The sequence below is a fragment of the Seleniivibrio woodruffii genome, from assembly GCF_029267515.1.
GTDB classification, from domain to species: domain Bacteria; phylum Chrysiogenota; class Deferribacteres; order Deferribacterales; family Geovibrionaceae; genus Seleniivibrio; species Seleniivibrio woodruffii_A.
Genome location: NZ_JAJUIS010000003.1, coordinates 252,517 through 277,272 on the forward strand (window position 1 = coordinate 252,517; position 24,756 = coordinate 277,272).

Here is a 24,756-nt window from a genome sequence, read left to right on the forward strand (position 1 = left end):
ATGTCACCCCAGAACTTTTTTTGTAACCGTAACGAGCTGTTCCGGCTGAAAAGGTTTCACTATCCAGCCTGTTGCTCCCGCCGCCTTGCCCTCCATCTTTTTAGAGTCCTGCGACTCTGTGGTGAGCATTATTATCGGGGTGAAGCGAAATTCAGGCTTAGCCCGAAGCTCTTTTATCAGGGTGATGCCGTCCATGTTGGGCATGTTGAGGTCGGTTACCACCATGTCGATCTTCGAGCCGCCTGTTTTTGCGAGCGCATCCTTGCCGTCTGATGCCTCGATTATGTTATATCCTTCTTTAGTAAGCGTAAATTTTACCATCTGTCTGATGCTGGCGGAGTCGTCCACTGTGAGTATTGTCTTTGCCATATCAGTTCTCCATTACCATTGTGCATGTGTGGAATTTATCCCTTGAGCATCCTTTGTGGCGGATAAAGCCGGATGCCGCACCTTTTGAAAGCAGACTGTTTTTTCCCTGTTTCAGAACGAATTGCCTGTCGTTCGCTGTAAAGGTTCTGTGTGCGCTGCACATAAGCTGAAAAAAAGTCATATCAACGCTTTCTATTTCTTCAACCTGAACGTCAACGTCCAACTGCTGTTCTGCCGCCTCTTTCAGGGCGGAACACAGCTCTGCCGCGTGTTCAACCGTCATGTCGCCTGAAAGGGTCATGACTGCGTTCCCTGTGTTCTCTGTCTTGTCAAGTTGTATGTTCATAAGTCACCTCAATGATTTAAAAAAGTTCAACATTGTCGTCGGGTCTGTGTCTTCCGGTGCCTTTTGCAGGTTTTCCTGCGGAGCCGGTGTTTATCAGCGCCCGTTCCGATTCCATTGTGTATATTCTGTTCAGATGCTCCGTAAGCTCTCTCACGTTCAGCCTGTTGCCCGGTTCCGTTATGTTTTTCAGCCCTGCCGCGATGGTATCCAGATCGTTCTTCATTATATCCAGAGGGTCTATAACGTGTTCAATGCGCTGTCTGTTAATATCCTGATACTGCATGGAAACCACCATTGCGTTTATTTCTTCTGCAAGCTGCATGGAGCTTTGCTGGAGACGCGAAATGATGTCCTGTGAACGTTCGATGGCGCCGTCCAGTCTGTTCAGTGTTCCGTCTACGTCGGCGTGAGCATTTGCAGTGACTTCTGAGATTGTTTCAACCTCTTTTGCCGACTGGTTGTGAATGGTTCTCACTCTGCCGGAAATACTGTCCACAGCTTTTTTTATCTCTGTTGCGAACTGGTTTGATTTTTCCGAGAGCTTGCGTATCTCGTCGGCAACAACAGCGAAACCGCGTCCGTGCTCTCCTGCACGCGCCGCCTCTATAGCTGCGTTCAGCGCCAGAAGATTCGTCTGGTCGGCTATGTAGCCGACGTTTGCGACGATTACCCTTATGTTTTCAACTTCCGCCATCACCTTGTTAAGGTCGGCGTTCGAGCGTGTCGCGTATTCACCAATTCTCTGCATCTCTGTAATTACGCTTATCAGAGTGTGTCTGCTTGTCTGGACAAATCCCTGACTGTCGCCGTCCTCTCCTGTGAAGCTGCCCAGAGCGTCACCCGCCATCTGCGACTGGTTCATCGCTTTATCAACTATGTCTGCAAAGCTGCCGCTGATTACGTTTGACGCATCTTCACTGTCTGAATTGACGCTTTTCAACTGTTCCTGAAAAACCGTCAGGAGCGCCGCATAGTCTGTCAGAACCCTGCTCACCGGAGCGCTGTTTGTTCTGATTGATTCCGTGAAACCTTCTCTGGCTTTTTCGGCGGCATCTGCGACGGCTTTGTCGGAACCTTTCGCCGCCAGTTTTAAGATTACAGCCGCAGCAACTGACAGAACCGCACTGAAAATCCAGCGGAGCAGAACATAATCAATGTTAAGCACGGCTGCCTGTGTCAGCGCCATGACAGCAACGGCAACAGTAATATTCTTATTGGTAAACAGCATCGGAGCCTCCGTGCAGGTCAGAGTTTTTCAGCATCGCAAGCACCTGACCGACCAGCTTGTCGTGACTGAAAGGTTTTTCCATCACTGTTATTTTTTTGATATGGGAACAGAAGAATCTGAGATCGTAGTCCATGTATCCCGTAACAACTATCACGGGCACATCGACTTCGTTCTGAATGAAAAATTCGAGTATGTCTATGCCTGTCAGTCCGGGCATCATTATGTCCAGAATTATGAGATCATAAAGGTTTCCTGTCGCCATGCTCAGGATGATGTTCCTGAGTCCGTCGGAACCGTCCTGCTCGTCCGTGACGTGGATACCCTCCCTTTTAAGGGCGATTTTCACGCTGTTTCTGAATTGTTCTTCATCGTCTATTAAAAGCACTTTTTTTCTCATGGTGAATTATACGCAATGTTTGTGCCAAGATATAATATGCTGATAAATAATATGTTTCACTTTCGGGTTAAATATACGGATGTTAAACAAAGTTGACACGATTAAACAAATATGGCTAACTAACCTATAAACAATACTTTCGTGCTGTAAAATAAAGTTGACACCAGCGTTTTTGTAATGAAAAATTATACATGCACCGTGTTTATTTTGGTTTGAGGCTTATATGTCGAAAAGGATACTTGTTGTTGAAGATGAGGCTGTGATAGGTCTGGATATCGCTTCCAGACTGGAACGCAGCGGTTATGCTGTTATCGGGCTTGCTGTTGACGATGAGGAGGCTTTTGCCATTCTGGCAAAGGAGACCCCTGATCTCATACTGATGGACATCAGTCTGAAGTCCTCTGTTGACGGCATAGAGCTTGTCAGCCGGATACATAAAGATAAAAAAATTCCGGTTGTTTACATAACGAGTTATTCCGACCCTGCCACCATAAGCAGGTCGATGACCACCTCTCCGTACGGCTACATCATTAAACCCTTTACCTCCCAGTCTCTGCTTGCCACCGTATCGCTTTCTTTTACAAGGATTGAACTGGAGCGCACCACAAAAGAGAAGAGCGAGCTTGTTCAGAGCGTTCTGGAACACACATCGGACGGTATCGCTGTCATTAATGCCGACTATTTCATCACTCTGGTTAACGATACCTTCTGCCGCATAACAGGTGTGCCCGACTGCGGTATGGGGGTTAATATCAGAAACATACTCGGAGGCTATACCCACGGCACCTATTCTTCGGTTATCTGTCTCGACAACGGCATGGAAAAGAAAACCGCAGTCATTGGCGTGAGCAGGTTCCGTGACGGGAGCATCATAACTCTCACCGATATAACCCAGACTGAGCTTTTTAAAACCGAGCTGAATATCGCTGAGAAAAAATTCACCAGCATTTTCAAAAAGAAATATATTCCCGGGCTTATCGCATCCTGCGGAGACCTTGTGATAAAAGACTGCAACGAAGCTCTCATGAGGCTTTACTCTCTCGCTTCCGATGCTGAAGGACTGCCTGTTTCAGCGCTCATTGGTGCTGATGCCGCGCAGAAAATTGCAGAGCTTGCCGAAGGTCAGACATATTTTGAACTTCCCAGAATAGAACAGATCAGCCGTTCCGGAAGGGCTTTTACCGCAGATTTCCGCGGCGACCTGATATCGGAAGGGGATACACGGTTTCTCATTATAGATATAGAGGACGTTTCTGAGAAAGTGCGTTTTGAGAACGTCGAGAAAGAACTTAAAATGCGCATGATACAGACAAACAAGATGGCTGCACTGGGCACACTGGTCTCCGGCGTTGCGCACGAGCTTAACAATCCCAATAATTTTATAATGTTCAACTGCTCTATAATAAAAGAGTACATAAACGATTTTATGGCGCTGATTGATGATATTACCGAGGAGACAGGGGAACCCATGGTCGGCAACACACCGTATTTCGAAGCGAAGGGCGATATGATGCAGCTTCTGGAGGGTATATACAAAGGTTCTGAAAGGATACGGGACATTGTGCTGGATCTTAAAAGTTTCGCCAGACAGGATACAATCGCAGCGCATCAGCTTATTTCCGTTGAAGAGCCGCTGAAAGCTGCAATCCACATCCTTGCGCATAAGATAAACAAAAGCACGGACTGTTTCGCAGAGGATATAGAACACGACCTGCCCCTTGTTATGGGAAACAGCCAGAAGTTGGAGCAGGTATTTATAAATATCATAATGAATGCTCTGGAAGCCACTCCAGGCAGGCATCTACCGGTTTCAGTCCACTGCCGCAGACAGGGAGAGGACGTCGTAATAGAGGTTAAAGACTGCGGAGTAGGTATACGCGAAGAGGATATTCAGCGCATCACTGAACCTTTCTTTACAACGAAACAGGCAGAGGGCGGCACAGGACTTGGACTTTCGATAGCCTATACAATCATTCAGGACCATAAAGGCACTCTGAACGTGTCATCTGAAAGAAACAAAGGCACTATCGTCAAAATAACGGTTCCGACAGGTGCCTCTGTATGATTTCAGGAGTTTTTATCATTGATGACGAGAAGATGATAACCGATTCCTATGCCATCTTTATGAAGCGCAGCGGAATCACCGATTACACCATATACAACGATCCCAGAGAGTTTGCAGGGAATATAGACAATATAAACCCGATGATAGTATTTGTGGATTTACAGATGCCCTATCATACTGGCGAGGAACTTCTTGAGCTGATAAAGAAGAAGCATCCCGCCGCCTCGGTCATAATAGTTACGGGGAACAACGACGTCAGCACGGCTGTGCGCTGTATTCATAAGGGAGCCCTCAATTTTCTTGTGAAGCCTCTGGACAGCGAAAGGTTTGCCGCGGCATACCATGCAGCAGTGAATGCAAACCAGATGCACATGGAGATAAATGCACTGAGAAGCGCCATGCGCTTTGAGGAAAACCCTGATGTTGCGGATTTCCACGGTATAATAACCTCAGACGGGAAGATGAAAGAGGTTTTCAGATATATTGAATCGGTTTCTAAAAGCAGTTTTCCGGTGCTCATCACAGGCGAAACTGGAGTCGGAAAAGAGCTTTTTGCCCGCGCTGTACATGAATGCAGCTTGCGCAAAGGGCTTTTTGCCCCTGTAAACGTAGCCGGATTGGACGACACCATGTTTTCCGATACTCTCTTCGGGCATGTTAAGGGCGCATTTACCGGTGCGGACAAACCCAGACAGGGTTTTGTTGCTGCCGCGGAGGGCGGAACGCTCTTTCTTGACGAGATTGGCGACATGGCGGAGAGTGCACAGGTCAAGCTGCTGCGGCTTTTACAGGAAAAGGTCTATTCACCTCTCGGTTCTGATAAATATATAACAGCGAATGTCCGTATAGTTGCTGCCACTAACGCCGGTCTTGAAGAAAGGGTGCAGGCGGGAAAGTTCCGGCAGGATCTTTTTTACAGGCTCACCACACACAGGATAGAGATTCCGCCTCTGAGAGACAGAGCCGGGGATATAGAGCATCTTGCTCTGATGTTTTATAACAAAGCTCTTAAAGAGGTGGGCATGGAGCGCGCAGACCACTTGCCTGCATACATAATAAGGACGCTGAAAAACTGTGATTTTCAGGGAAACGTCCGCCAGTTGCAGGCTGTCATGTCCGACATGGCAATGGTTTTCAGCGGAAGAAAACCTTCGGAATGTGATGCCGCCGCGTTTTTCAGCAGACACGGTATCAGGTCTGCGTCCGCGCAAGGCTCTTCCGGACACACTTTTTCATATTTCGGTGATTTCCCTACTTTAAAGGAGATTGAACATTACACTGTGGAATATGCCCTGAAAGAGTCCGACGGCAATATAAGTTCGGCGGCAAAACTTTTAGGGATAACCCGTCAGGCGCTTCATAAACGTCTAAAAGCAGATTGAGTTTCAGCCTGTTCCGAAATTCATAATTTCTTTCCTTTCAATAACCTCAGCTTATTATCTGTTCAAAGGTGTCTGTGATTGAAAAAATACAGATATTTTTTATTCATATATTCGTCAATCAGCATATATTGTACTTATTGTAAATGCCATAAATTCAGTAAAACTAAACCACTAAAAATAGTCTGCTCAGTATATAAATATTCAATAAAATTAATATATGGAAATCCATGTTGGTTACTTACTGATAAATAATAATTTTAATGTTTAATATTTATGGTTACAGGCTAAATTTACTGTGCTGGGTTAAAAATTATGGGCATATGCCAATTTGAATTAGTTAAGTTATATTTGACATCTGAATTTTATTTGGTATACTCTGTAAAAAAAGTAATGACCGTGTAAATTTAATGTTTTGATTAAGCAAAAAACCTGCTTGTATACGGCGTTTATTTCAGAATCAAGGCTGTGTGCGACAGGCGGTATTTGACATAAAGCAAAAGGAGGCTAAATTTATGTCGAAAAGAATTTTATTTCTTTTGATGCTCGCTTTCACCTGCGCGTTTATGCTCGTAGGTTGCGGCGACGACGGCTCTGACGGTGCTCCCGGCTCAGATGCTGATGCGTCTGCTATGATAGCAGAACTTCAGGCTCAGCTTGATGCCGGTCTTATCACCATCGCAGAATATGAAGCGGCTATCGCGGCTCTTCAGGCTGACCTTAAGGTAAGCTCTGTTAAGACAGAGTCTTGCAGCACTTGCCATGATGCTGCATCAATTCACCAACCTGAAGAACACCCTACAGTTGCTGCCACTATGACTGCTCCTGTTACAGGTGGTTCTCTTGTTCTTACTGCGGTTGTAAAAGATGCTGAGGGAGAGCCTATTACAGGACTTACTAAAACTGAACTTGCCACAATCTACGTAATGTATGATGGTGCAACAGATCTTAAGCGTGCACGTATAACTTCCAGTACGGCTTATTGGGCAGCTGATGTTACAGTTGTTGAAACTGCTACTGCAGGAACTTATACTGTTACCCTTGCAAATGCTGAGACCAACATTACTACAACTGGCGGAGAAGCATTCGCTTTTGCGACATCTAAAGGTCGTTCGCAACTCATTTTCGAAATAGGTGAGTATGAACCAATCAGTAATGTAATGGCTTTCCCTGCTAGCGGCGATGCTGCTAGAGACGCATGGGTTAGTAATGATAGCTGTATTAGATGCCATGGAGATTACGTATTTAAACAAGGTCACCACGGAACAAACGGGGAGGATAATCAAGGTGACGGATATCTTCCTGTTGGAGTTGAGAACTGTGTGACTTGCCACTCATACAATGACTCAGGTCATCGTCTGACGAGATATGTTCACGGTATTCACAATTCTAAAAACATGCCTGATGGTAAATTTGTAAAATCTTCCACTAGCAGCGGTGTTACAACATATGATGAATTTGAAGCAGATTATCCTGCAGATATGACTTCTTGCGTTGTTTGCCATAAGGATGGTTCTGGCAACCTTGTTGCTTCTGTTATGTCACAACCCGCATCAATAACACTTTGTCAGACTTGTCATAGAGGGGATATAGATCCTTTTGACACAGCAAGCGCAAGCTATGATGCTGATGATGTGAAAGAACAAGTTATCGAAGATATTTTTGCTAAAGCCGGAAGGACAGGAACAATTGTTTCAACTCACAAAACTATGGTTGTTACCAATGGGCAGGATTGCTCTGATTGCCATACAATCACAGACTTCCACAGTGGCAAAAGCAAAGAAAATGCTCTTGCAGAAACAATCGCATACAAAATCGACAGTGTAACTGTTGCAGATGGTAAGGCTACTATTAAATGGTATGCTTATAACCCTAATGATGACACTAAATATGACCTTTCTCTTAAAACAGCAACCACAGGTAAACCTCTTTTTATCCACACCGCTCCCTCAACAGACCCTGTTGTTGATGGTGTTTGGCTGCTCGTTGGTTACTATGCCGCAGGCACAAACGATATTATTGGCTACGACTCATACTATAACGCAAGCACAACTACTATATGGAGTGTAACAACTTTTGGATCTGATAAAGTTGCCACATCTGTTGTGCCTCTTAGTTCGACAAAAATAGGAACTCTTACACCTAGCTCAACAAAGGGTATCATCGGTATTATCGGTGCTCCTCTTGTTGATGGCGTCGGAGCAAAAGTAACAAGCGTTACTAAAGATTTTAATCTTTCAACAGGCGCTCTTACTTCCAGTACAGCTATTGCAAATGATGCAAAATGCTCTAACTGTCACGATAATATTCTTCTGCACGCCGGAAGACACACAGCTATAGGCAATGCAATTGCTTGTAGAATATGTCACAACCCCACAAGCTCAGCAGGACACTATGCTCAGCAGTCAAGGTCACTGAAATCTTATGTACACGCAGTACACGAAGGTCAGGCTGACTCTGGCACAGGTGAAATACTTGTTACTGGATATCCTAACACTATGGCTGACTGTAGTGCATGTCACGATGCTGGAACCTATAGTGTGCCCAACCAGACAAAATCACTTGGTGGTGTTGTTGGAACGCTTGGTACATCTAAAGCAACAACCGGTCCTGCTTCTATAGCATGTCTGTCTTGCCACGTTGCATATCAGTATGTAAGACCCAGGAATACAACCACAGGTGCGGTGGATTACGCTACAGGCAAATCAATGCTTCAGCTGACTGAAACACTCGAAACTCTTGAAGCTGAACTTGCGGTTCTTGAAGCGGCAACTACTCCTAATGCAACAGCAATTGCAGCTAAAGAAGACGAGATTGCTGATCAGGAAGAGATCATTGCTACTTATAACTCAGTAGCAGCCACTGAGGCTTATGCTCTGAGAGCACATGCCGGTTCAAACGGATACCTTGTTGATACAACAGTAGCTCCCTATGCAACTGTTCTTAATAAGGCACTTGAACTACTTGGCATCAAATAACAATCTTATTAAGAGTTTCTGACTTTTAGTAAGTAAATTTTAAAGCTCCGTGTTTCGGCACGGAGCTTTTTTATATATTGTTAATTCAATAATAAATTAAGAATAAAACAAATTCTTTTAAACTTCACAAAAATCATACTAAAAATATCCTGTAACATTTTCTGAATATTCAGATTTCTGCATCTTGATAAAATTTACAATTTATGGCACAAGTGTGCCTATCTTATGTTGACAATAACCAGAACCTATTCTAGTCTATGGCAATAGCCGCATTTTAGGCTGTGTTAAACGACTGGCTGGCAAAGTGCATGATAATGTTTCTTGCCCCCCTCCTTTCGTAATGGAGGGCTGGGATGGATTTTATTGGTATATAATGTAAATCCTCTTAATCTATTTCTTTGAGGGGGAGACAAGAGCTTAACAGATTTTGCCGAAAGTCTGGTTTAATCATCTATATTTTGGAGCTGATGATGAGAATATATTGTTTTATTGCCGTCATGGTCTTCAGTCTCTTTGTAACCTGCGCATCGGCACAGGCAGCGGTCACGGATGGTGAAAACTGCATGATGTGTCACAAATACCCCGGTCTGACACGAGTCAATGACGAAGGTTATCTCAGAGTTTTTTATGTCGATTCGGAAAACTATGCCCACACTGTCCACACAAAAGTCAAGTGTACCGGCTGCCACGTCGATATCAAAGAGATCCCCCACAAAGAGATGAAGCCTGTTGACTGTTCAACTGAGTGTCACATCAACAACGCCGGTTCGGAAAAGCCTTTTTCCCACAAAAAGATCGTGGAAACGCTTAAAAAAAGTATCCACAACCCGGACAATCCCGATGTCAGGGCTCGCATAGTTGAGGATTTTCCCAGCTGTACAAACTGCCATAAAAACCCGACATACAGGTTTGACCCCGGCGACGTGGAGTCTGTTGACGAAGCGAGGCACAAAGAGCGCGTATTGCAGAAATGCGCTGTCTGCCACGACAACAACATCGACTATAAGTATTTTTTCAACCACGTTACGCACAGGATAAAAAACCTTGCCCCTTCAGAGGACGTTGTTAAAACATGCAGCAAATGTCACTCCAGAGAGGAAATGGCGACAAAACATAAAATGAAGAACGCCGCGGCTACCTATCTGGATACTTTCCATGGTAAGGCTGTTGAGTTCGGAATGCCCCATGCACCCACCTGTATCGACTGCCACGTCAAAAAAGGCGACTCCGCTCACAACATCCAGAGCTGGAGAAACCCGAAAAGCGCAACGTATGAACCCAACAGATATAAAACGTGCGAAGACGCAGACTGCCATGCCAACGCTTCCCAGCAGTTCGGTATGATAAGGATGCACTCCGTCATCGACAAGGATATCTATCCTATCGAGTTTTATGTCGCTCTCGGATTCACCATCCTGACAATCGGTGCATTCTATCCGCTGCTTGGTCTGATGATTCTGGAACTTATCAGAGAACTGTTCCCGAATTTCAGCCTCAGACGCAAAAAAAAGGACTAAGAGGGTACCGATATGATGAGAAAACTGCCTCTGATAAAAATTAAAAATGGTACTAAACATTACCTGAAAATAACAGGCAACCAGAAGGCGCAGCACTATATACTCATGACCACTTTCCTGATGCTGACCATCACTGGTTTCCCGCTGAAATTTCATTACTATGAATGGGCAAAACCCGTTATTGAGTTTTTCGGCGGGCTGCATGTAACAAGGACTCTGCACAGGATAGCAGGCGTGACCATGTGCGGTCTGTTCTTCTATCACTGGTATTACCTGATAAAAAACATTTACAACTATTACTGGGGTCCCGCGAAGAGAAGCGGAACCTTTTCATGGGGCGAGCTAGGCAAGTTCGTTTACTACTCTCCCATGTGTCCCCGTGCGAAAGACGGAAAAGACATTGCGGACTTTGTTAAATTCGCGCTTTTTATATCCGATGACAGACCCAAGCACGAAAGATTCCACTGGAGAGAGAAGTTCGACTACTGGGCTGTGTTTTGGGGTATTCCCGTTCTCGGCATCACAGGCGTTTTCCTGTGGTTCCCCGTGTGGGCTGCTTCATTCATGCCGGGCTGGGCGATAAACATAAGCTACATCGCGCACTCAGACGAGGCGATGCTGGCGGTCAGCGTTATCTTTATCTGGCACATGTACAACGCACACGTTAACTATGACAAGTTCCCCGCTTCAAACCTGTTTATCACAGGCTACCTGCCTGAGAACCTGATGAAGCACGAATACTATGTTGAATGGGCGCGAATCAACAAGATAGTTGAAAAGGACCCCTCATTCATGGTGGACGTGGATGCACAGCAGGAAGCTCAGAAACTGGAGGATGAGGAAAAGCTCTCCATCATAAGAGATCAGATCAGCTTCCTTCAGGAAAGCGAAAAGAACGACAAGGGGGATAAGTAATGTCTCACCAACACGTTAAGGTCGGACCTAAAAGAATTATATACTGCCTTCTGGGCATAGCTATAATGGTGTACTGCGGCTATATCGTTGAGATACTTGTTATGCACATCTGGCACAAGGCGCCACATGCCGAACATGGCGAGGCGGGGCTTTCCAAAGAGGACAAGCTCTATCAGGACATGATAGCAGGAGTAAGTCAGGACGGCGGACACGGAGCACCCGTTGTGGATATCAACAGCAGCCACAAGCTCTATGATTTCCACGAAACAAAGAGGACTGCCATCGAAGATACGCAGAACCTCTGCGTTTCATGCCACGGCGACGTTCCCCACGACAAAAAGAAAGAGGTCAGGGCTTTCCTGAACATGCACGCATACTTCATGGCTTGCGAAACATGCCACATTAAGGTCGAAAATACTATGACCACCAAGTTCGTTTGGTATGAGAAAACCACGGGTGAACAGAAGGATAAGATAGACCTTTCAACTTATCTGAAAGATACTCCTTACAAGCTGCTGCCCCTTGCTGCGGATGGCGGCAAGCTGTATGACAACGACCAGATGGTCAAATACGTTGACGAGTTCAAAAGTCAGGTGAACAACATGGCTCCCTCCGCGAAGAGCGCAGCAATGAAGGTTATCCACAGACCTATGACCGAGCTTAAAAACGCGGTCAACTGCGAAAACTGCCACACACCCGACCGCGCGAAGGCATACCTGCCCTTCGAAAAGATTGGCTATCCCGAAAGGAGAGCAAATCAGCTCGTCGGCAACGAAGTTGTTGGCATGGTGAACAAGTATAAAGAATTTTATATACCTAATTTCCTGAAACCTGCAGAGGGAACAGAGAGTGAAAATTAAGATATTCGCCGTATTTCTGCTTTTTAATATTGCCGTAATAAGTGATGCTGCCACAGTGACAGCATCACTTCTCTATAAAGTGCAGTTGCGCGGTAATGCAGCGCCTGCCGATGCGGTGGTTGAAAGCGATTCCAGCACAGGGATATACGACGCCTTCACGGGCTCGTATACGGTTTACAGAAACGGAAAAGCCGTAAGGTCAACACAGAAGGGCTTTCTTAAAGGCGGAACCTGCCTTGTTAAAAGCGGTAACTACTTCCTTTTCTGTAATAACACAGACAATACTCTGGACATGCTCACGGGCGGTCTGGACAAATTCAGTTCGTTCGGCGGAGCCGGCAAGGGGAAATATGACCCCACCGACGCTGTTGTTTCGGGAGGGTACGTTTATTCGGCGGATAACGACAACCACCGGATACTCAAAACCCATATGGGAACAAAAGCTGTCGAGGCGACTGTCGGCGGCTACGGACAGGAAAAGCTGCAGTTCTGGTATCCCTTTGCGATGGCGATTGACAAGAAGGGCGTGCTCTATGTTTCCGAGGCTCTCGGAACACGCGTTCAGAAGGTTACAAAGGATTTCAAGTTTTATGAGTTCATCGGACAGTGGGGTATAGACAAGGGTCAGTTCTACAGACCCACGGGCATAGCTCTGCTCAACGGTGAGATACTTTTTGTCGGCGACGGCTTCACAGGAGTTATCCAGTATTTTGATCCGGACGGTAAATACATGGGAGTTCTGAAAGACAAAAGCGGCAAAAAACTCAAGTTCGAATCGATAACGCACATGAGGATAAACGGGCGCTACCTTGCCGTTGTTGACGGTTTCGGCAGATCCGTTTCAGTATACGAACTGAGGGGGGCAAAATGAAAAAGCTCCTCCTCCTTTTAACACTTATGGTTCTTTCAGCATCAGCGTATGCGGCTGACATCACAAAAAGCAATCCCGACGCGTCCAAAGAGTGTTCTTTCTGCCACTATGAATGGATGCCCCAGTTTCTCTATGACCTGAAAGGCACGGAGGTTGTTTCATATCAGAAAGAGAAGGTCGTTGCCAGCAGCAAGATGTGCTACAGCTGCCACAACGGTACTGTTGCTGACAGCCGTATAAAGGTCTGGTCGGGCGGGATGCACAAACTCTCCGACAAGATACCCGAACATATGAAGATTCCCAACAATCTTCCTCTTGATAAAGGTAAAATCGCCTGCCGTACATGCCACTCCGCCCACTCAACCGGAGATCCCAAGAACGACAAGGTAGATAAAAGCATCTTTCTGCGTATGGAGAACACAAACTCCGAACTGTGCATGGCGTGCCACAAAGACATAGGGCACGACGGCAACATCAGTCACCCCCTTAAAGCACCTGAGAGCGGTTATGAAGGAATGGCGGCTGCCGTTAAGTCCAGATACGGCAAACTCGGCAGCAAAGGACAGGTAGTCTGCGAAAGCTGCCACGCCCCCCACTCGCCAAAAGGTGAAAAGCTGCTCATAGAACCCCTTGAGGGCGGCAAAGTCTGCGGCGTCTGCCACGAAAACGTTGTGGATTCCGAATCGGGCGAATATGTTAAAGGACTGCTGAACCACCCGGTTAACGTGAAACACGGAAGACAGGCTGAGATGCAGGCGATGATAAACGACGGCGGAAAATACGGCAAGGACGGCAAAGTTATCTGCTCAACATGCCACTCCACCCACAAGGCGAAAGCGGAAGGACTGCTTGTTGAGGCTAACACCGACAATAAGCTCTGCTACGCGTGCCACAATAATAAGAAAGAAATCGTCGGCGGCAAACACGACATGCTGACTGCTAAAGGATTCCGCACAAAAGACGGCAAATCCGCACAGCAGGTCGGCACATGCCAAAGCTGCCACGCTCCCCACGGCTGGTCTGTCAGCCTCGCGGGTGACGGCGACCTCCTTACAAAAGGATGCGTAGGCTGCCACTCCGAAGGCGGCGTAGCCAATAAAAAGATAATAGACACCAAAAAGTTCAATCACTCTGTGGGCAAGGTTCTGAAAAAAGACATGCAGAAGGACGAACGACTGCCTCTGTTCCAGAAGATAGTCCGTTTCTTCACCACACTGGGCTCCTCTGAAAGTAAAACAGAGATTACATGCGCCACATGTCACGACGTGCATGGCAAAGAGAAAAACTCTCTGCGTGTTGACGCGGCGAACGGAAAACTCTGTGTCACATGCCACAAAGACAAAGAGATGATAGCCAAAACGTCCCACGGCGATAAGAAGAACGAGAAAAGCTGTCTGTCATGCCACAAAGTGCACAACAGCGACAGCGAAAGACTGCTTATCGTTGCTGAGAACGACGGATGTCTCGACTGTCACAAAGTGGGCGGCAGCGGCGAGAAAAAACTCATCGGCGCACACTCCCACCCTGTCAATATGAAGACCAAGATGAAAATGACAGGCGACTTTAAGACCACGAAAGACGGAACCTTTACATGCGTAAGCTGTCACGACCCGCACAAAGCGTCCAAAAAAGGAACTCTGGACAAAGACTTCCTCAGAGGTGGATTTGCGGATCAGGATTCCTTCTGCTCCACATGCCACCAGACACAGAAGGAGATAGCTGGAACAGATCACGACATGCGCAAGAAAGACTCCGACCCTGTGTGCGCATCATGCCACAGCGTTCACAATGCCAAGACCGACGTGAACATGATGACAGTTGACTACGCATACAAAACAAAAGACGATAACTGCATCGCTTGCCACAATCCCAAAGGTGCTGCCGACAAGAAAGCTGTCAGCGGCGGACACAAGATGGGCAAGATAGAGGCGCACAATAAATATAAATATCTGACACAGAAGGACAGCGAATACTATATCTACTGTTCCACATGCCACACCGTTCACAACAACGGACCTAAGAAGGGCGACGAGGGCACGATACAGAACAGCTTCCTTGACAAGAAGATAACCTCCGTTAACGGCAATTTCTGCGCGGGATGCCACGAGGATCAGAAAACTCTGACGACTTCACCTCACAACGTGCAGAAATTTGAGAAAAACACCGACAGGGTTGTTAAACTCAAAGCATCCAACGACACTTGCGGCGCCTGTCACGAAGTTCACGGCGACGGCGGTTACTATCTGTTCAGCAAGTCTTACGGCAAAGACTTCGAGAAGATATGCTCAAGCTGTCACAATACCGACGGCATAGCTTCCAAAACGGCTATAACGTCCAGCCATAAGATGAACGTGAAGCCGAAAAAAGAGATGAACATCTACCTGCAGGACGGAAACATAGTGTGTGCAACATGCCACGAACCACACGGTCCTGAGAAGGGTATGCTCAGAGATATGGGCGAGAAAAATATATGCTTCGCATGTCACGCAGACCAGAAACTTGTGGATATGACAAAGCATAATCTTTCAAAACTTGACTATCTGAGCGAAAAAGATAAAAAGAAAGCTGCTGCGAACGTATGCTACGCATGTCACACACCCCACAATTTCCATAAGGAAAACAGACTGATGTGGGCATACAAGCAGGACGGCAAAACGCCCTTCTCGTTTGAAATGTGTACCGACTGCCACAAAACGGACGGCGTGGGCTATAAGAAGATACCTGAGAAGATAACGCACGACAGGATATTCAAGATATTCCCGTACAGGGAGAAATTCAAAGAGAACCTGTTCGACGACAGCGGAAAGGTATCCGCCGAAGGCTCCATAACATGCCAGAGCTGCCACAACCCCCACGTCTGGAAAGCGGGCACGATGGAGGCTGGCGCATCGGCTGAGGGCGACCTTACAAACAGCTTCCTTAAAAAGGATGTAAAAAGCAAATTCTGCTCTGTCTGCCACGGCGAGACACAGGCGAAGGATCTTTTTGAGAAATACCACGATAAGAAATTCAGGGATAACAGAAGCCAGCTCAACAAAAAGATGCTGGAGACTGAGGTGCTTAGAAATCTTTTTGAGATCCAGCGCAACCTTGAAAAAATAGAGGGGCAAAAGTGAAACTGAGAATACCGGCAGGAATACTTGCGGCTGCGCTGATATTTTCTCAGGCTGCTGCAAACGAACTGAAACCAGTTTTTAAAACGTCGAAACCGCTGGGCGAAAACCGCGCGGTGCTGTATTTTGACAGCAACAACAGATTTAACGTGAGTCTGCTTGCGGACTTTCTGAAGGAGTGTGAATCGCACCCTGCAGTCACATGTATCGGGGCAGAAGGTTCTTCTTCAACTATTGAAAGCGTGGCGGACGGGTTCAGGGGCAGCAGGGACGAGAGCTTCATCTATAAGGGGCTGACAGACCGGCATCTTCCCTATATGGAGTTCTATAAGAAGAATAAGCTCGTCGGATCTATAACAAGCGACGGCAGTTTCAATGTCAGGGTCGGCATATATCTGGACTATATTTCAGGAAAGTTTGATGCTAAGGCACTGGACGACAGGCTGAAAATGGCGGAGAGCGCCGAGAATTACAAGAAAATAGTTCCGCGTATGAACTTCGTGCTCCTCCTTGCGAAAAAGGGAGAGACCGATGCGGCTCTGCGCGAACTGGAATCCATAGACTCGTCAAAGCTGGATGACAAGGGCAAGCTCCTTTTCGGTCAGACATATCTCAGGCTTAAATCGCCGGAAAAAGCGCTTGAGGTGCTTTCCACCTGTTCCGATACCGATTGCAGATTCTACACAGGACTTGCATATTACCTCGGAGGCGATAACGCAAAGGCGCTTGAGATACTCACCCAGCTCAAGGGCAAGTACAGCTCCGTGAACAAACTTAATTTTTATTTGAAAACTATTTATGAAGCAAATGGAGACAAAAAACATGCGGACGAGATCGATCTTCCCGATAACTATAATATTGATTCTGAGTAGTCTGCTGTTTGCCTCCTCCGCATGGGCAAAGATGGAGATTATCTTTCCCATGTCTCAGAATATGAAGGCTGTCAGTAATATTCACGTCATCGGCAGGGCGGACAGCAATCTCCCCGTGCGCATCGATATCAACGGCAGCATCATGGACAAAAAACTTATACGCGCCAAAGACAAAGAGGGGAATGACTATTACATGCTCATGACCATTCTGCGTCTGGACGACGGCGTTAACAATATCACCATCACACAGGGGGAGGACGCTCAGAAATTCGTTATAAACAGGATAGATTCCGCGGCAAAGGTTGCCGACTGGACAGAAGGTCTGAACGGATTTCACTCAAGTACCAATAAAGAGATATGTCTGAACTGTCACAGGTTCGAAAACCTGAGTGACTGTGTTAACTGCCATAGTGACAAGTTCTTAGGAGCATGGGTTCACAAACCTGTCGCAGAGGCGAAGTGTTTTTTCTGCCACGAAAAAGAGAACAATTTCGTTCCTAAGGAGCCTTTTGCGGAAACCTGCCTGAAATGCCATACGGCAATGCAGGAGAAGATAGACACCATGCCTATGGTTCACGCACCCGTCATAGAGGGGTACTGCACCATATGCCACTCTCCCCATAAATCAACGAACAGGACGCACCTGAGAAAGCCGCCTTCGGAGCTGTGCTTCGAATGTCACGATTCCGCCAGTATCCACAGCACCAGCTATATGAAGGTGCATCCGACGTCTGGTGTTAAGGTGGAGAAACTGAACAAAGAGATAGACTGTGCGGACTGCCACAGCCCCCACTTTTCGGATAACGACAAACTGCTGTCCGTCGAGGGCGGACGCGAGGCGCTCTGTGCCAAGTGCCACGAACCTGAAGAAGCAAAGGATCTGCTCGAAGCTCTGGAAGGAATGGCTTCCGAGTGACGGCAATAAGAGGATGATATGAGATTCATTAAATTTCTGTTTGCAGCTATGTCGCTTTTCGCCCTGACAGCCTGTTTGGGCGGCGGTGATGTTAAAAGCTCCATCAATGACGATACCAGTATAATCGTTTCCGTACAGGTTGGTACGGACGGCAAGCTGAACTATGTCGGAACAGGCGATATGGAGGGCTTTTCCATAAGCGCCGCGGCAGAAGAGCTTGCGGGAAAAACTGTGTATATAGAAAAATCGGAGTCATCATATTCGGTTGACGGGTACGTTTCCCTGTCACCGGTTTATACGGTGTCTCTGGCTGAAAAGGACAGCTCTGTCTATCTTGCGAAGATAACTCTGCCCTACAGCGCAAACATTCTTGCATCAGAAGGCGGGGCAGCTTCCGATTCAATATTCTGCTCGCTTTCCGGTTCGTCCGTTACTGAGTTTACAACAATTCATGGCTCCGGCAGCGACGTTGCTGCTCAGGCAACGTTCCCCGGCAGCTTCTTTGCGGGATATAAAAAACAGACTGCGGATTCGTCCGTTTCAGGAATTATAAAGCTCAACGCGGTAAGCTATGCCGCCGCCACAGCATTTTTCACAGACCCTTCGGGCAGGAGCATCCCGGAAACATCACGCGGCACAGACCATGTGCAGCTTGGCGAGAAGGTCATTTTCGATGTTGACGAGATCGTTTTCGGCGAAACCGTGACTTCATACGCATGGGAACTGCTGGTTAAACCGACTGGCTCCAATGCGTCTATGAGTGCAGATGGAACGACTGTTTCAATAGTGCCTGATATCGTCGGCGTTTATATTGTCGGTCTCAGTCTGAACGGTTTAAACGGAAAAACAGAATACGAAACAAAGAACATATTTGCTCTGAATTACACTTATGTAGCTTCAGCTAATAAGTCCATGTGTGTTACTGCTTGTCACGACGGAAGCACTTCCGAGCCTGCTCCCGATAAATACGGCAGAGATATATTGAGAGATATAACAAGTATGTGGAGCGGATCGGTACACGCATCTGCTTATAATGCAACTGTTGCTGCATCACAAAATTCAACTTGTTATCAGTGTCATACTACAGGTTTCAGACCGGATGGAGCATATCCATCCGCGAATGGGTATGATGATAAGCTGAACTGGACAACGCTGGTTCCCTCCGGTGGAACACATCTTCAAGGAGTGACCTGTGAAGCGTGTCATGGTCCTAATGAAGGCAGCACAGGCACTTTCAATCAGAAGCATTATAAGAATACATCTCTTTCATCCAACGTGTGTCTCACATGTCACGATTATTCGGGAGTATCGGATCACTCGTTCAAATATTCAGACGCACACGACAAGTCCCACACTCTGGCGGGCGGAAACGTAGCCAGAAACGCAGCATGTTTCAAGTGCCACACAGGCGAAGGCATGATGGGACGACTCTTTAACCTTGATATTACTCCTTCAAATACAGAAACAATATCCGGCATCGGCTGTTCCGTTTGCCACGACCCCCACGGGGAGACAGGTCTTGACTCGCAGATAAGAGTCAGCGGAAGTTACACTCTGCCCACCGGCACCACAACCGCAAATGTAGGCAACAGCAAACTCTGCTATTACTGCCACAACGCGGAGGTTGCACTTCCCGCAGTGGGTTCAATACCCCATAACACACAGGCGGAGTTTATGCAGGGTGTCGGCGGTTATGTATACGGACAGACTCTCGGATTTACAAAATCCGTTCACGTCTTGCAGAGTGTTCAGTGCGCAACATGCCACATGAAAGAGAACGGCAAGGCGACACATGAACTTGATATGCACGACAACCCCACGGGGCGCATTGTGAACTGCCTCGGTTCAAACTGCCATACCACTTCTCCGACATATGTTGACGGACATTACGAATATGACGGCAGGGTAGCGGCTGTGCGTGCTAAGATGGGTCAACTGAAAGCCGCTATAAACGCGAAAGCCGGCGAATCGGCAGATGCGGCTGTCAAAGCAAGCTACACCGCTTCCACGACTACGCTTACGACAGCACTCAACCGTGCAGCATATAACTATAACTATCTGCTGATGGACAGAAGCGGCGGTTTCCATAACCCCGGTTATGCTACAATATTGTTAGACCTTTCGCTCGCCGATCTGGCGGCAAACTGATAAAAACGGGAGAAAGCCGGTGAAATTTTTTAAATTTGTATTAGCAGCGATTATGGTATGCTCAGGATTTTCCGCATACGCATATAACATCGACGGATTCTTCTCGACCGCCTATGAAGTTTCGAAGGATAAGGGCGAAAGCAGCGAGGGGCTGTGGGAGAACTATCTCAGCATAGACAACGCGAAGCTGTATGACCCATATCTCGGATTCAACTTTTACGGGCGCTTCGCAACGGATTCGGAAGAGGACAGCGACAGCCAGTCCGACGTTTACTCGGCATACCTTGACTATAACAGCTTTCAGAACGCTGTTGAGGTCAAGGCAGGGCGTTTTGCATATATGGGCAACAGATTTCTTACTCTGGACGGAGCTCTCGCAACCGTCCGCACTGACTATAAATTCGGTGTTACGGCATTTGCCGGTAAGCCCCAGTATTTCGATGCCGACGGAAGGCACATAAACGAGGAATTCCGTGAAACAGGCGACAAAATGTACGGCGGACGCATCTTTCTTAACGGGATCAAAGATACCACGGGCTACGTTTCATACTCTAAAGAGTACGACAGCGACACGACATATCAGGAGTTTGCAGGGCTTGGTCTCGGCAGGGTATTCGCCCTTTCCGGCAAAAACGTTCTCAGCGTTGATGCAAAAGGTGAATATGACATGGAGGAGAACAACTTCTACAGAGGCTCCGTGAGAGCCTACCTGAAAATGAACGCTCTCAGACTGATAGCGGAAGGCTCTAAATACAACGTCAAAGACGGTACGAACTATCAGGATATACTGATAATAAGCAACTTCTCCACAGGGCAGGAAGAGAAAATGGCGTTCACTGTTCAGTACTCTGTAACTGAGAACTTCTCTCCCTATTTCACGGTTGTCAGCTCAAAGATAGAGCAGGAGAGCGGCGACATAGTAGACGGACAGATATACAAGGCGGGCGCTGATTTTGACTGGTTTAAAACCAGAGGCGTCACAGCCAACGTTGAGGGCTATTATTACGACAGCGAAACCGCAAACGCCAAAGGTGCAAGCGCAGCGCTGGACTGGAGCCTTACGAAGAAGTTCCGCGTTACTTTCGAGGGAGAAACCCTCAGACTTGAAAACTACGCATCCGAGGATAACATCTATTCTCTTTACGCAGATGCGGAGTATGACATAATGAAGGATCTGACGCTCAGCATCTATGCGGAGAACAGTCAGGAAACGAGATATCTGCCGGAGAACAGATACGGCGTGAAAGCTGCTTATAGCTTTTAAACCATTGCCAGAGAAGAGGATATAATGATTAAAAAGGTATCATGGCTCTTATTGCTGATCGTTCCGGTCATCTTCGGATGCACACAGTTTTACTATCAGTCACCAGTGACTAAATTTAACCACGAAAAACACGTGGACATCCTTTTCCAGCAGAAAAAGGACTGTTTCCACTGTCATAAACTGCCGTCCATCGAAACAATGATAAAACAGGGCGGAGAGCTTAAAATTGCCGCAGATCTGAAAATAGACGGAAAGTGTCACTCGTGTCACAGAGATATAGAAACGAGAGTTTCGTCTGCTCCCCAGAACTGTTCCACATGCCACGAGAACATGAAGGTGCTGAAACCGGCAGACCACCTGAAAAACTGGAAAGAGATGCACGCGGCTCCCGCAACTCTGGACAGCAGGTCATGCCAGACATGCCACGACGAATGGTACTGTGAAAGCTGCCACAGCAAACAGAACTCCATGGAGAATATGAGACACAGCCGCTCTTTCAAGCTGAAACACTCCCTTGAGGCTTCCATTGACCCCGGTTCGTGCGACACATGCCACAGGGTTGAGTTTTGTATTTCTTGCCACAGGAAGGACTGATTATGAAAAAGATATATAAAGCACTTATATATGTTGCCGTTTTGGGTGTCATAGCCCTCACCGCCGCCTGCGGAGGCGGAAGTTCCGGTGACGGCGATTCGCCCACGACTGAAATGAAAGGTAATGCTCCTCAGCTGACCGTACCTGAAAACCACTACGGCGGAACAGCCTGGGGCAACGACAAATGCTACCTGTGCCACAACATCAAAAAACTGCAGGACATCCACGATTACAGCCCGAAACTCGCAGAGAGTTTTTCAAAAGTGGAGGAAACCGATATCGGTGCTTGTCTGTACTGCCATGGAACAAACGGTATTACAGGCATAACCGCTGAGACCTACCAGTGTATGAAATGCCACGGGGACGCAGATATAGTATCTTCTCACGATATGTTCGGCGGAAAGAACATGCACGATTTTGACGGCGACGGCAAAATAGGCAACTCTGACTGCGTAGTTTGTCATGAATGGTCTGATATGGACGGAAATATAGACGTGAACGTGGATTTCAGAAAATCAGGCAGCGACTACGTTACTGCAAACGACCTCTGTCTGTCGTGCCACGACGGTAACGGTGCGTTTGGAATCATGCCTTCGGTGCTCAAATTCGACACAGAGGTCACGAATATCTACTCAACGTTCATAGGCATGGGAAGCACCGCCGCGGAGATGAAATCCACAGCGGACATTCACGGCGCAAGGATAGGTCAGGGGCAGAGCTTCGGCGTGTTCAGAGGCACCTACGTTAACGACATGGAGCTTCCGTGCCTGAGCTGCCATCAGGTTCACTCCTCCGACAACCCCTATCTCATAACTGAATCCGGCAAAACTGCCGTAAATGCCGACGATACCGCCAAAAATGCGAAGGTCAGCGTTACGGAGAACAACTTTTCCGAACTTTGCGCTGTGTGCCATATGAACCCTGACGGTGCCGACACGGCGAACGGACTTAAAGAGGTGGTGCACACCAGCACATACTCTTCGAACTGTACAGATTGCCACTATCACGGTGCCGGACACGGAACCAGCGTTAACGGTTTGTTCTGAAAAAAAAATTCACTTATAATATAAAAAAGGGAATCCTGAAAAGGGTTCCCTTTTTTGTTCGCAAACTGCCGTCAGATGCCGATTCAACTGTGCATCTTCAAAATATCCAATACTATTAGTTAAACCGACGTATCAAAATATCATCTTTGAGTGGAGATATAGACAAAATCAATATGCAGAATAAAATATATTCAAACTAGGTTATGTAATGATGACGGGTAAAAGTTTAATATAAAGTAAAACAGATTGTCATAATCTTTAAAAAACTAAAACAAGCTGGTCTGAAAGTGATTTTTTTACTGGAATGATTATAATAATGTTATATAATTAATCATAATAATCGGGGACGATTATATGGAGGTTAATTATATGAGAAAAGCGATTGCATCTGCTCTGTTTACCATGTTTTTCGCTTTCGGCGCGATGTTCGCATACGCCGAGAATCTCAACCTGACTGTCCCGCTGCCTCTCACAGGCACGCAGGCTAAGTTCGGTGAGATTCAAAAAAGGTCTTATGAAATAGCCGCCGCCGAAATCAACGCAAAAGGCGGTATCAAAGGCAAAACACTTGTTCTTAAATTCGAAGATTCCGGAGCTAAACCTGAGGTTGCAAGAGGTATCGTCGAAAAGCTCATCGACGTGCAGAAGCAGCCGCTTATCATCGGTGAATACACTTCCGCATGTGCCAAGGCGGTTGCCGCAGTCAGCGAGGAACGCAAAACACCTTATATGGTGGTTGTTTCCGGTGCAGACGACATAACCCAGCAGAAATACAAATATGTTTTCAGGCTCAACTCCCCTAATGCGAACTATGCCGACGGTCTGCTCGGTTTTATGCAGGCGGTTGTTAAGCCCAAAACAATGGCGATACTGCATGAAAGCTCGGACTTCGGAACATCCGGTGCGGACGAAATGGCTAAACATGCTGAAGCACTCGGAATCAAAGTTCTTCTGCAAGAGAAATATGAAAAGGGCGCGGTTGATTTCAAACCCGTTCTTACAAAAGTGAAATCACTCAGACCTGACGTGGTTTACATGGTTTCATACGTTATGGACGCCGCCCTTCTTATGAGACAGATAAAAGAGCTCAGACTTGATGCCAGCCTCTTTGCCGGTGGCGCTGCGGGGTTTGCTATTCCTGAGTTTGTTGACAACGCAAAAGACGCATCCGAATACGTTGTGACCTCAACTTTGTGGAGTCCTCAGGTGAAATACAAGGGTTCCAAGGAATATGCCGAAAAGTATAAAAAGATGTACGGCGATTATCCTTCATACCACGGCGCGGCGGCATATGCGGCACTTTTCGTTGCCAAAGATGCTCTTGAACGCGCAAAAACATGGTCTCCTGAAGACATACGCGCGGCTATGAAAGCCACAAAGATGCAGACAGCGTTCGGCAATGTTCAGTTCGTTGACAAGAACGGATATCAGAACCAGAACTTTATCCCCACACTGGCTCTTCAGGTTATCAAAGGCAACCACGAAACCATCTGGCCCAAGAGCATGGCAAGCGCTAAATACCTCTATCCCATGCCCAAGTGGAGACAGAGAAAGTAGCTATTACACAGCGGCTCCCTCTGACACACCGGGGGAGCCTTTTTGTTTGAATTGTCGTGAGTATTTGTCTTTTCATTTAAAAAAAGAAATGTGGATTTCCATTTTTCAGTAACAAAATCCAATTCTGCCCTCCTTTTTCAAAGCGGAGAGCAGGAAAGAAAAGAATGGACGGCAAATGACACGACGTCATTTTTTTAAAAATATACGAGGACACAGGAAGTGTCCCACGGAGAATGTTTTCAGCCGATTTATGGATGAAAACATGCGTAGTGAGAGCAAAGCGTAGTTTATCTGAGCTTTGCGTTAGTAAAAAAATGACAC

At 46.8% G+C, this 24,756-nt stretch carries 19 protein-coding genes; 15 read left to right on the forward strand and 4 right to left on the reverse strand.

All coding sequences use genetic code 11. The features are described from left to right. Nucleotides 1-3 precede the first annotated feature (3 nt). The 4 genes from Q7P67_RS05165 to Q7P67_RS05180 are packed head-to-tail and all read right to left on the reverse strand — an operon-like array spanning nucleotide 4 to nucleotide 2,340. A complete protein-coding gene (locus Q7P67_RS05165) occupies nucleotides 4-369 on the reverse strand; it encodes a response regulator (RefSeq protein WP_295225438.1) in 366 nt (121 codons plus the stop codon). A 1-nt stretch (nucleotide 370) separates the two neighbouring features. Continuing rightward, a complete protein-coding gene (locus tag Q7P67_RS05170) occupies nucleotides 371-715 on the reverse strand; it encodes an STAS domain-containing protein (RefSeq protein ID WP_303850852.1) in 345 nt (114 codons plus the stop codon). Between the two features lie 16 nt (nucleotides 716-731). Beyond that, entirely contained in the window at nucleotides 732-1,943 is a 1,212-nt protein-coding gene (locus tag Q7P67_RS05175) for a methyl-accepting chemotaxis protein (protein ID WP_303850853.1), read from the reverse strand. Further along, nucleotides 1,927-2,340, reverse strand: a complete 414-nt coding sequence (locus tag Q7P67_RS05180) for a response regulator (protein WP_303850854.1) — start codon at nucleotides 2,338-2,340, stop codon at nucleotides 1,927-1,929. Before Q7P67_RS05180 ends, Q7P67_RS05175 begins: the two co-directional genes overlap by 17 nt. 223 nt (nucleotides 2,341-2,563) lie before the next feature. On the opposite strand from Q7P67_RS05180, the gene Q7P67_RS05185 reads away from it, so the two are divergent. From Q7P67_RS05185 to Q7P67_RS05255, 15 genes are all read left to right on the forward strand, one after another. After that, a complete protein-coding gene (locus Q7P67_RS05185) occupies nucleotides 2,564-4,405 on the forward strand; it encodes an ATP-binding protein (RefSeq protein WP_303850856.1) in 1,842 nt (613 codons plus the stop codon). Then, complete coding sequence (locus Q7P67_RS05190; protein WP_303850857.1) at nucleotides 4,402-5,787, forward strand: sigma-54 dependent transcriptional regulator; 1,386 nt, start codon at nucleotides 4,402-4,404, stop codon at nucleotides 5,785-5,787. The genes Q7P67_RS05185 and Q7P67_RS05190 overlap by 4 nt, the downstream gene beginning before the upstream one ends. A 512-nt stretch (nucleotides 5,788-6,299) precedes the next feature. After that, a complete protein-coding gene (locus Q7P67_RS05195; RefSeq protein WP_303850858.1) occupies nucleotides 6,300-8,762 on the forward strand; it encodes a hypothetical protein in 2,463 nt (820 codons plus the stop codon). Nucleotides 8,763-9,259: 497 nt separating this feature from the next. Further along, nucleotides 9,260-10,279, forward strand: a complete 1,020-nt coding sequence (locus tag Q7P67_RS05200; RefSeq protein WP_303850859.1) for a cytochrome C — start codon at nucleotides 9,260-9,262, stop codon at nucleotides 10,277-10,279. 12 nt (nucleotides 10,280-10,291) lie between these two features. Next, a complete protein-coding gene (locus Q7P67_RS05205; RefSeq protein WP_303850860.1) occupies nucleotides 10,292-11,194 on the forward strand; it encodes a formate dehydrogenase subunit gamma in 903 nt (300 codons plus the stop codon). Next, entirely contained in the window at nucleotides 11,194-12,054 is an 861-nt protein-coding gene (locus Q7P67_RS05210; RefSeq protein WP_303850861.1) for a cytochrome C, read from the forward strand. Before Q7P67_RS05205 ends, Q7P67_RS05210 begins: the two co-directional genes overlap by 1 nt. Beyond that, entirely contained in the window at nucleotides 12,044-12,925 is an 882-nt protein-coding gene (locus Q7P67_RS05215) for an NHL repeat-containing protein (RefSeq protein ID WP_303850862.1), read from the forward strand. Before Q7P67_RS05210 ends, Q7P67_RS05215 begins: the two co-directional genes overlap by 11 nt. Then, nucleotides 12,922-16,041 carry a cytochrome c3 family protein gene (locus tag Q7P67_RS05220; protein ID WP_303850864.1) on the forward strand — a complete coding sequence of 1,040 codons (3,120 nt, stop codon included), beginning with the start codon at nucleotides 12,922-12,924 and terminating at the stop codon, nucleotides 16,039-16,041. The genes Q7P67_RS05215 and Q7P67_RS05220 overlap by 4 nt, the downstream gene beginning before the upstream one ends. Then, nucleotides 16,038-16,910, forward strand: coding sequence for a lipopolysaccharide assembly protein LapB (locus tag Q7P67_RS05225; RefSeq protein WP_303850865.1), 873 nt, complete (start codon nucleotides 16,038-16,040; stop codon nucleotides 16,908-16,910). The genes Q7P67_RS05220 and Q7P67_RS05225 overlap by 4 nt, the downstream gene beginning before the upstream one ends. Continuing rightward, nucleotides 16,897-17,826 (forward strand): cytochrome c3 family protein, encoded by a 930-nt coding sequence (locus Q7P67_RS05230; RefSeq protein ID WP_303850866.1) that lies wholly within the window; start codon nucleotides 16,897-16,899, stop codon nucleotides 17,824-17,826. The genes Q7P67_RS05225 and Q7P67_RS05230 overlap by 14 nt, the downstream gene beginning before the upstream one ends. Before the next feature lie 18 nt (nucleotides 17,827-17,844). After that, nucleotides 17,845-19,974, forward strand: coding sequence for an ammonia-forming cytochrome c nitrite reductase subunit c552 (locus Q7P67_RS05235; RefSeq protein WP_303850867.1), 2,130 nt, complete (start codon nucleotides 17,845-17,847; stop codon nucleotides 19,972-19,974). A gap of 19 nt (nucleotides 19,975-19,993) precedes the next feature. After that, entirely contained in the window at nucleotides 19,994-21,238 is a 1,245-nt protein-coding gene (locus tag Q7P67_RS05240; RefSeq protein WP_303850868.1) for a hypothetical protein, read from the forward strand. A 24-nt stretch (nucleotides 21,239-21,262) separates the two neighbouring features. Then, the gene (locus tag Q7P67_RS05245; RefSeq protein WP_303850869.1) at nucleotides 21,263-21,832 is read left to right on the forward strand and encodes a cytochrome c3 family protein; all 570 of its coding nucleotides are present in this window, start codon (nucleotides 21,263-21,265) and stop codon (nucleotides 21,830-21,832) included. Between the two features lie 2 nt (nucleotides 21,833-21,834). Then, nucleotides 21,835-22,878: a cytochrome c3 family protein gene (locus Q7P67_RS05250; RefSeq protein ID WP_303850870.1), complete on the forward strand. Its 1,044-nt coding sequence runs from the start codon at nucleotides 21,835-21,837 to the stop codon at nucleotides 22,876-22,878. Nucleotides 22,879-23,247: 369 nt separating this feature from the next. Beyond that, a complete protein-coding gene (locus Q7P67_RS05255) occupies nucleotides 23,248-24,435 on the forward strand; it encodes an ABC transporter substrate-binding protein (RefSeq protein WP_303850871.1) in 1,188 nt (395 codons plus the stop codon). Nucleotides 24,436-24,756: the final 321 nt, after the last annotated feature.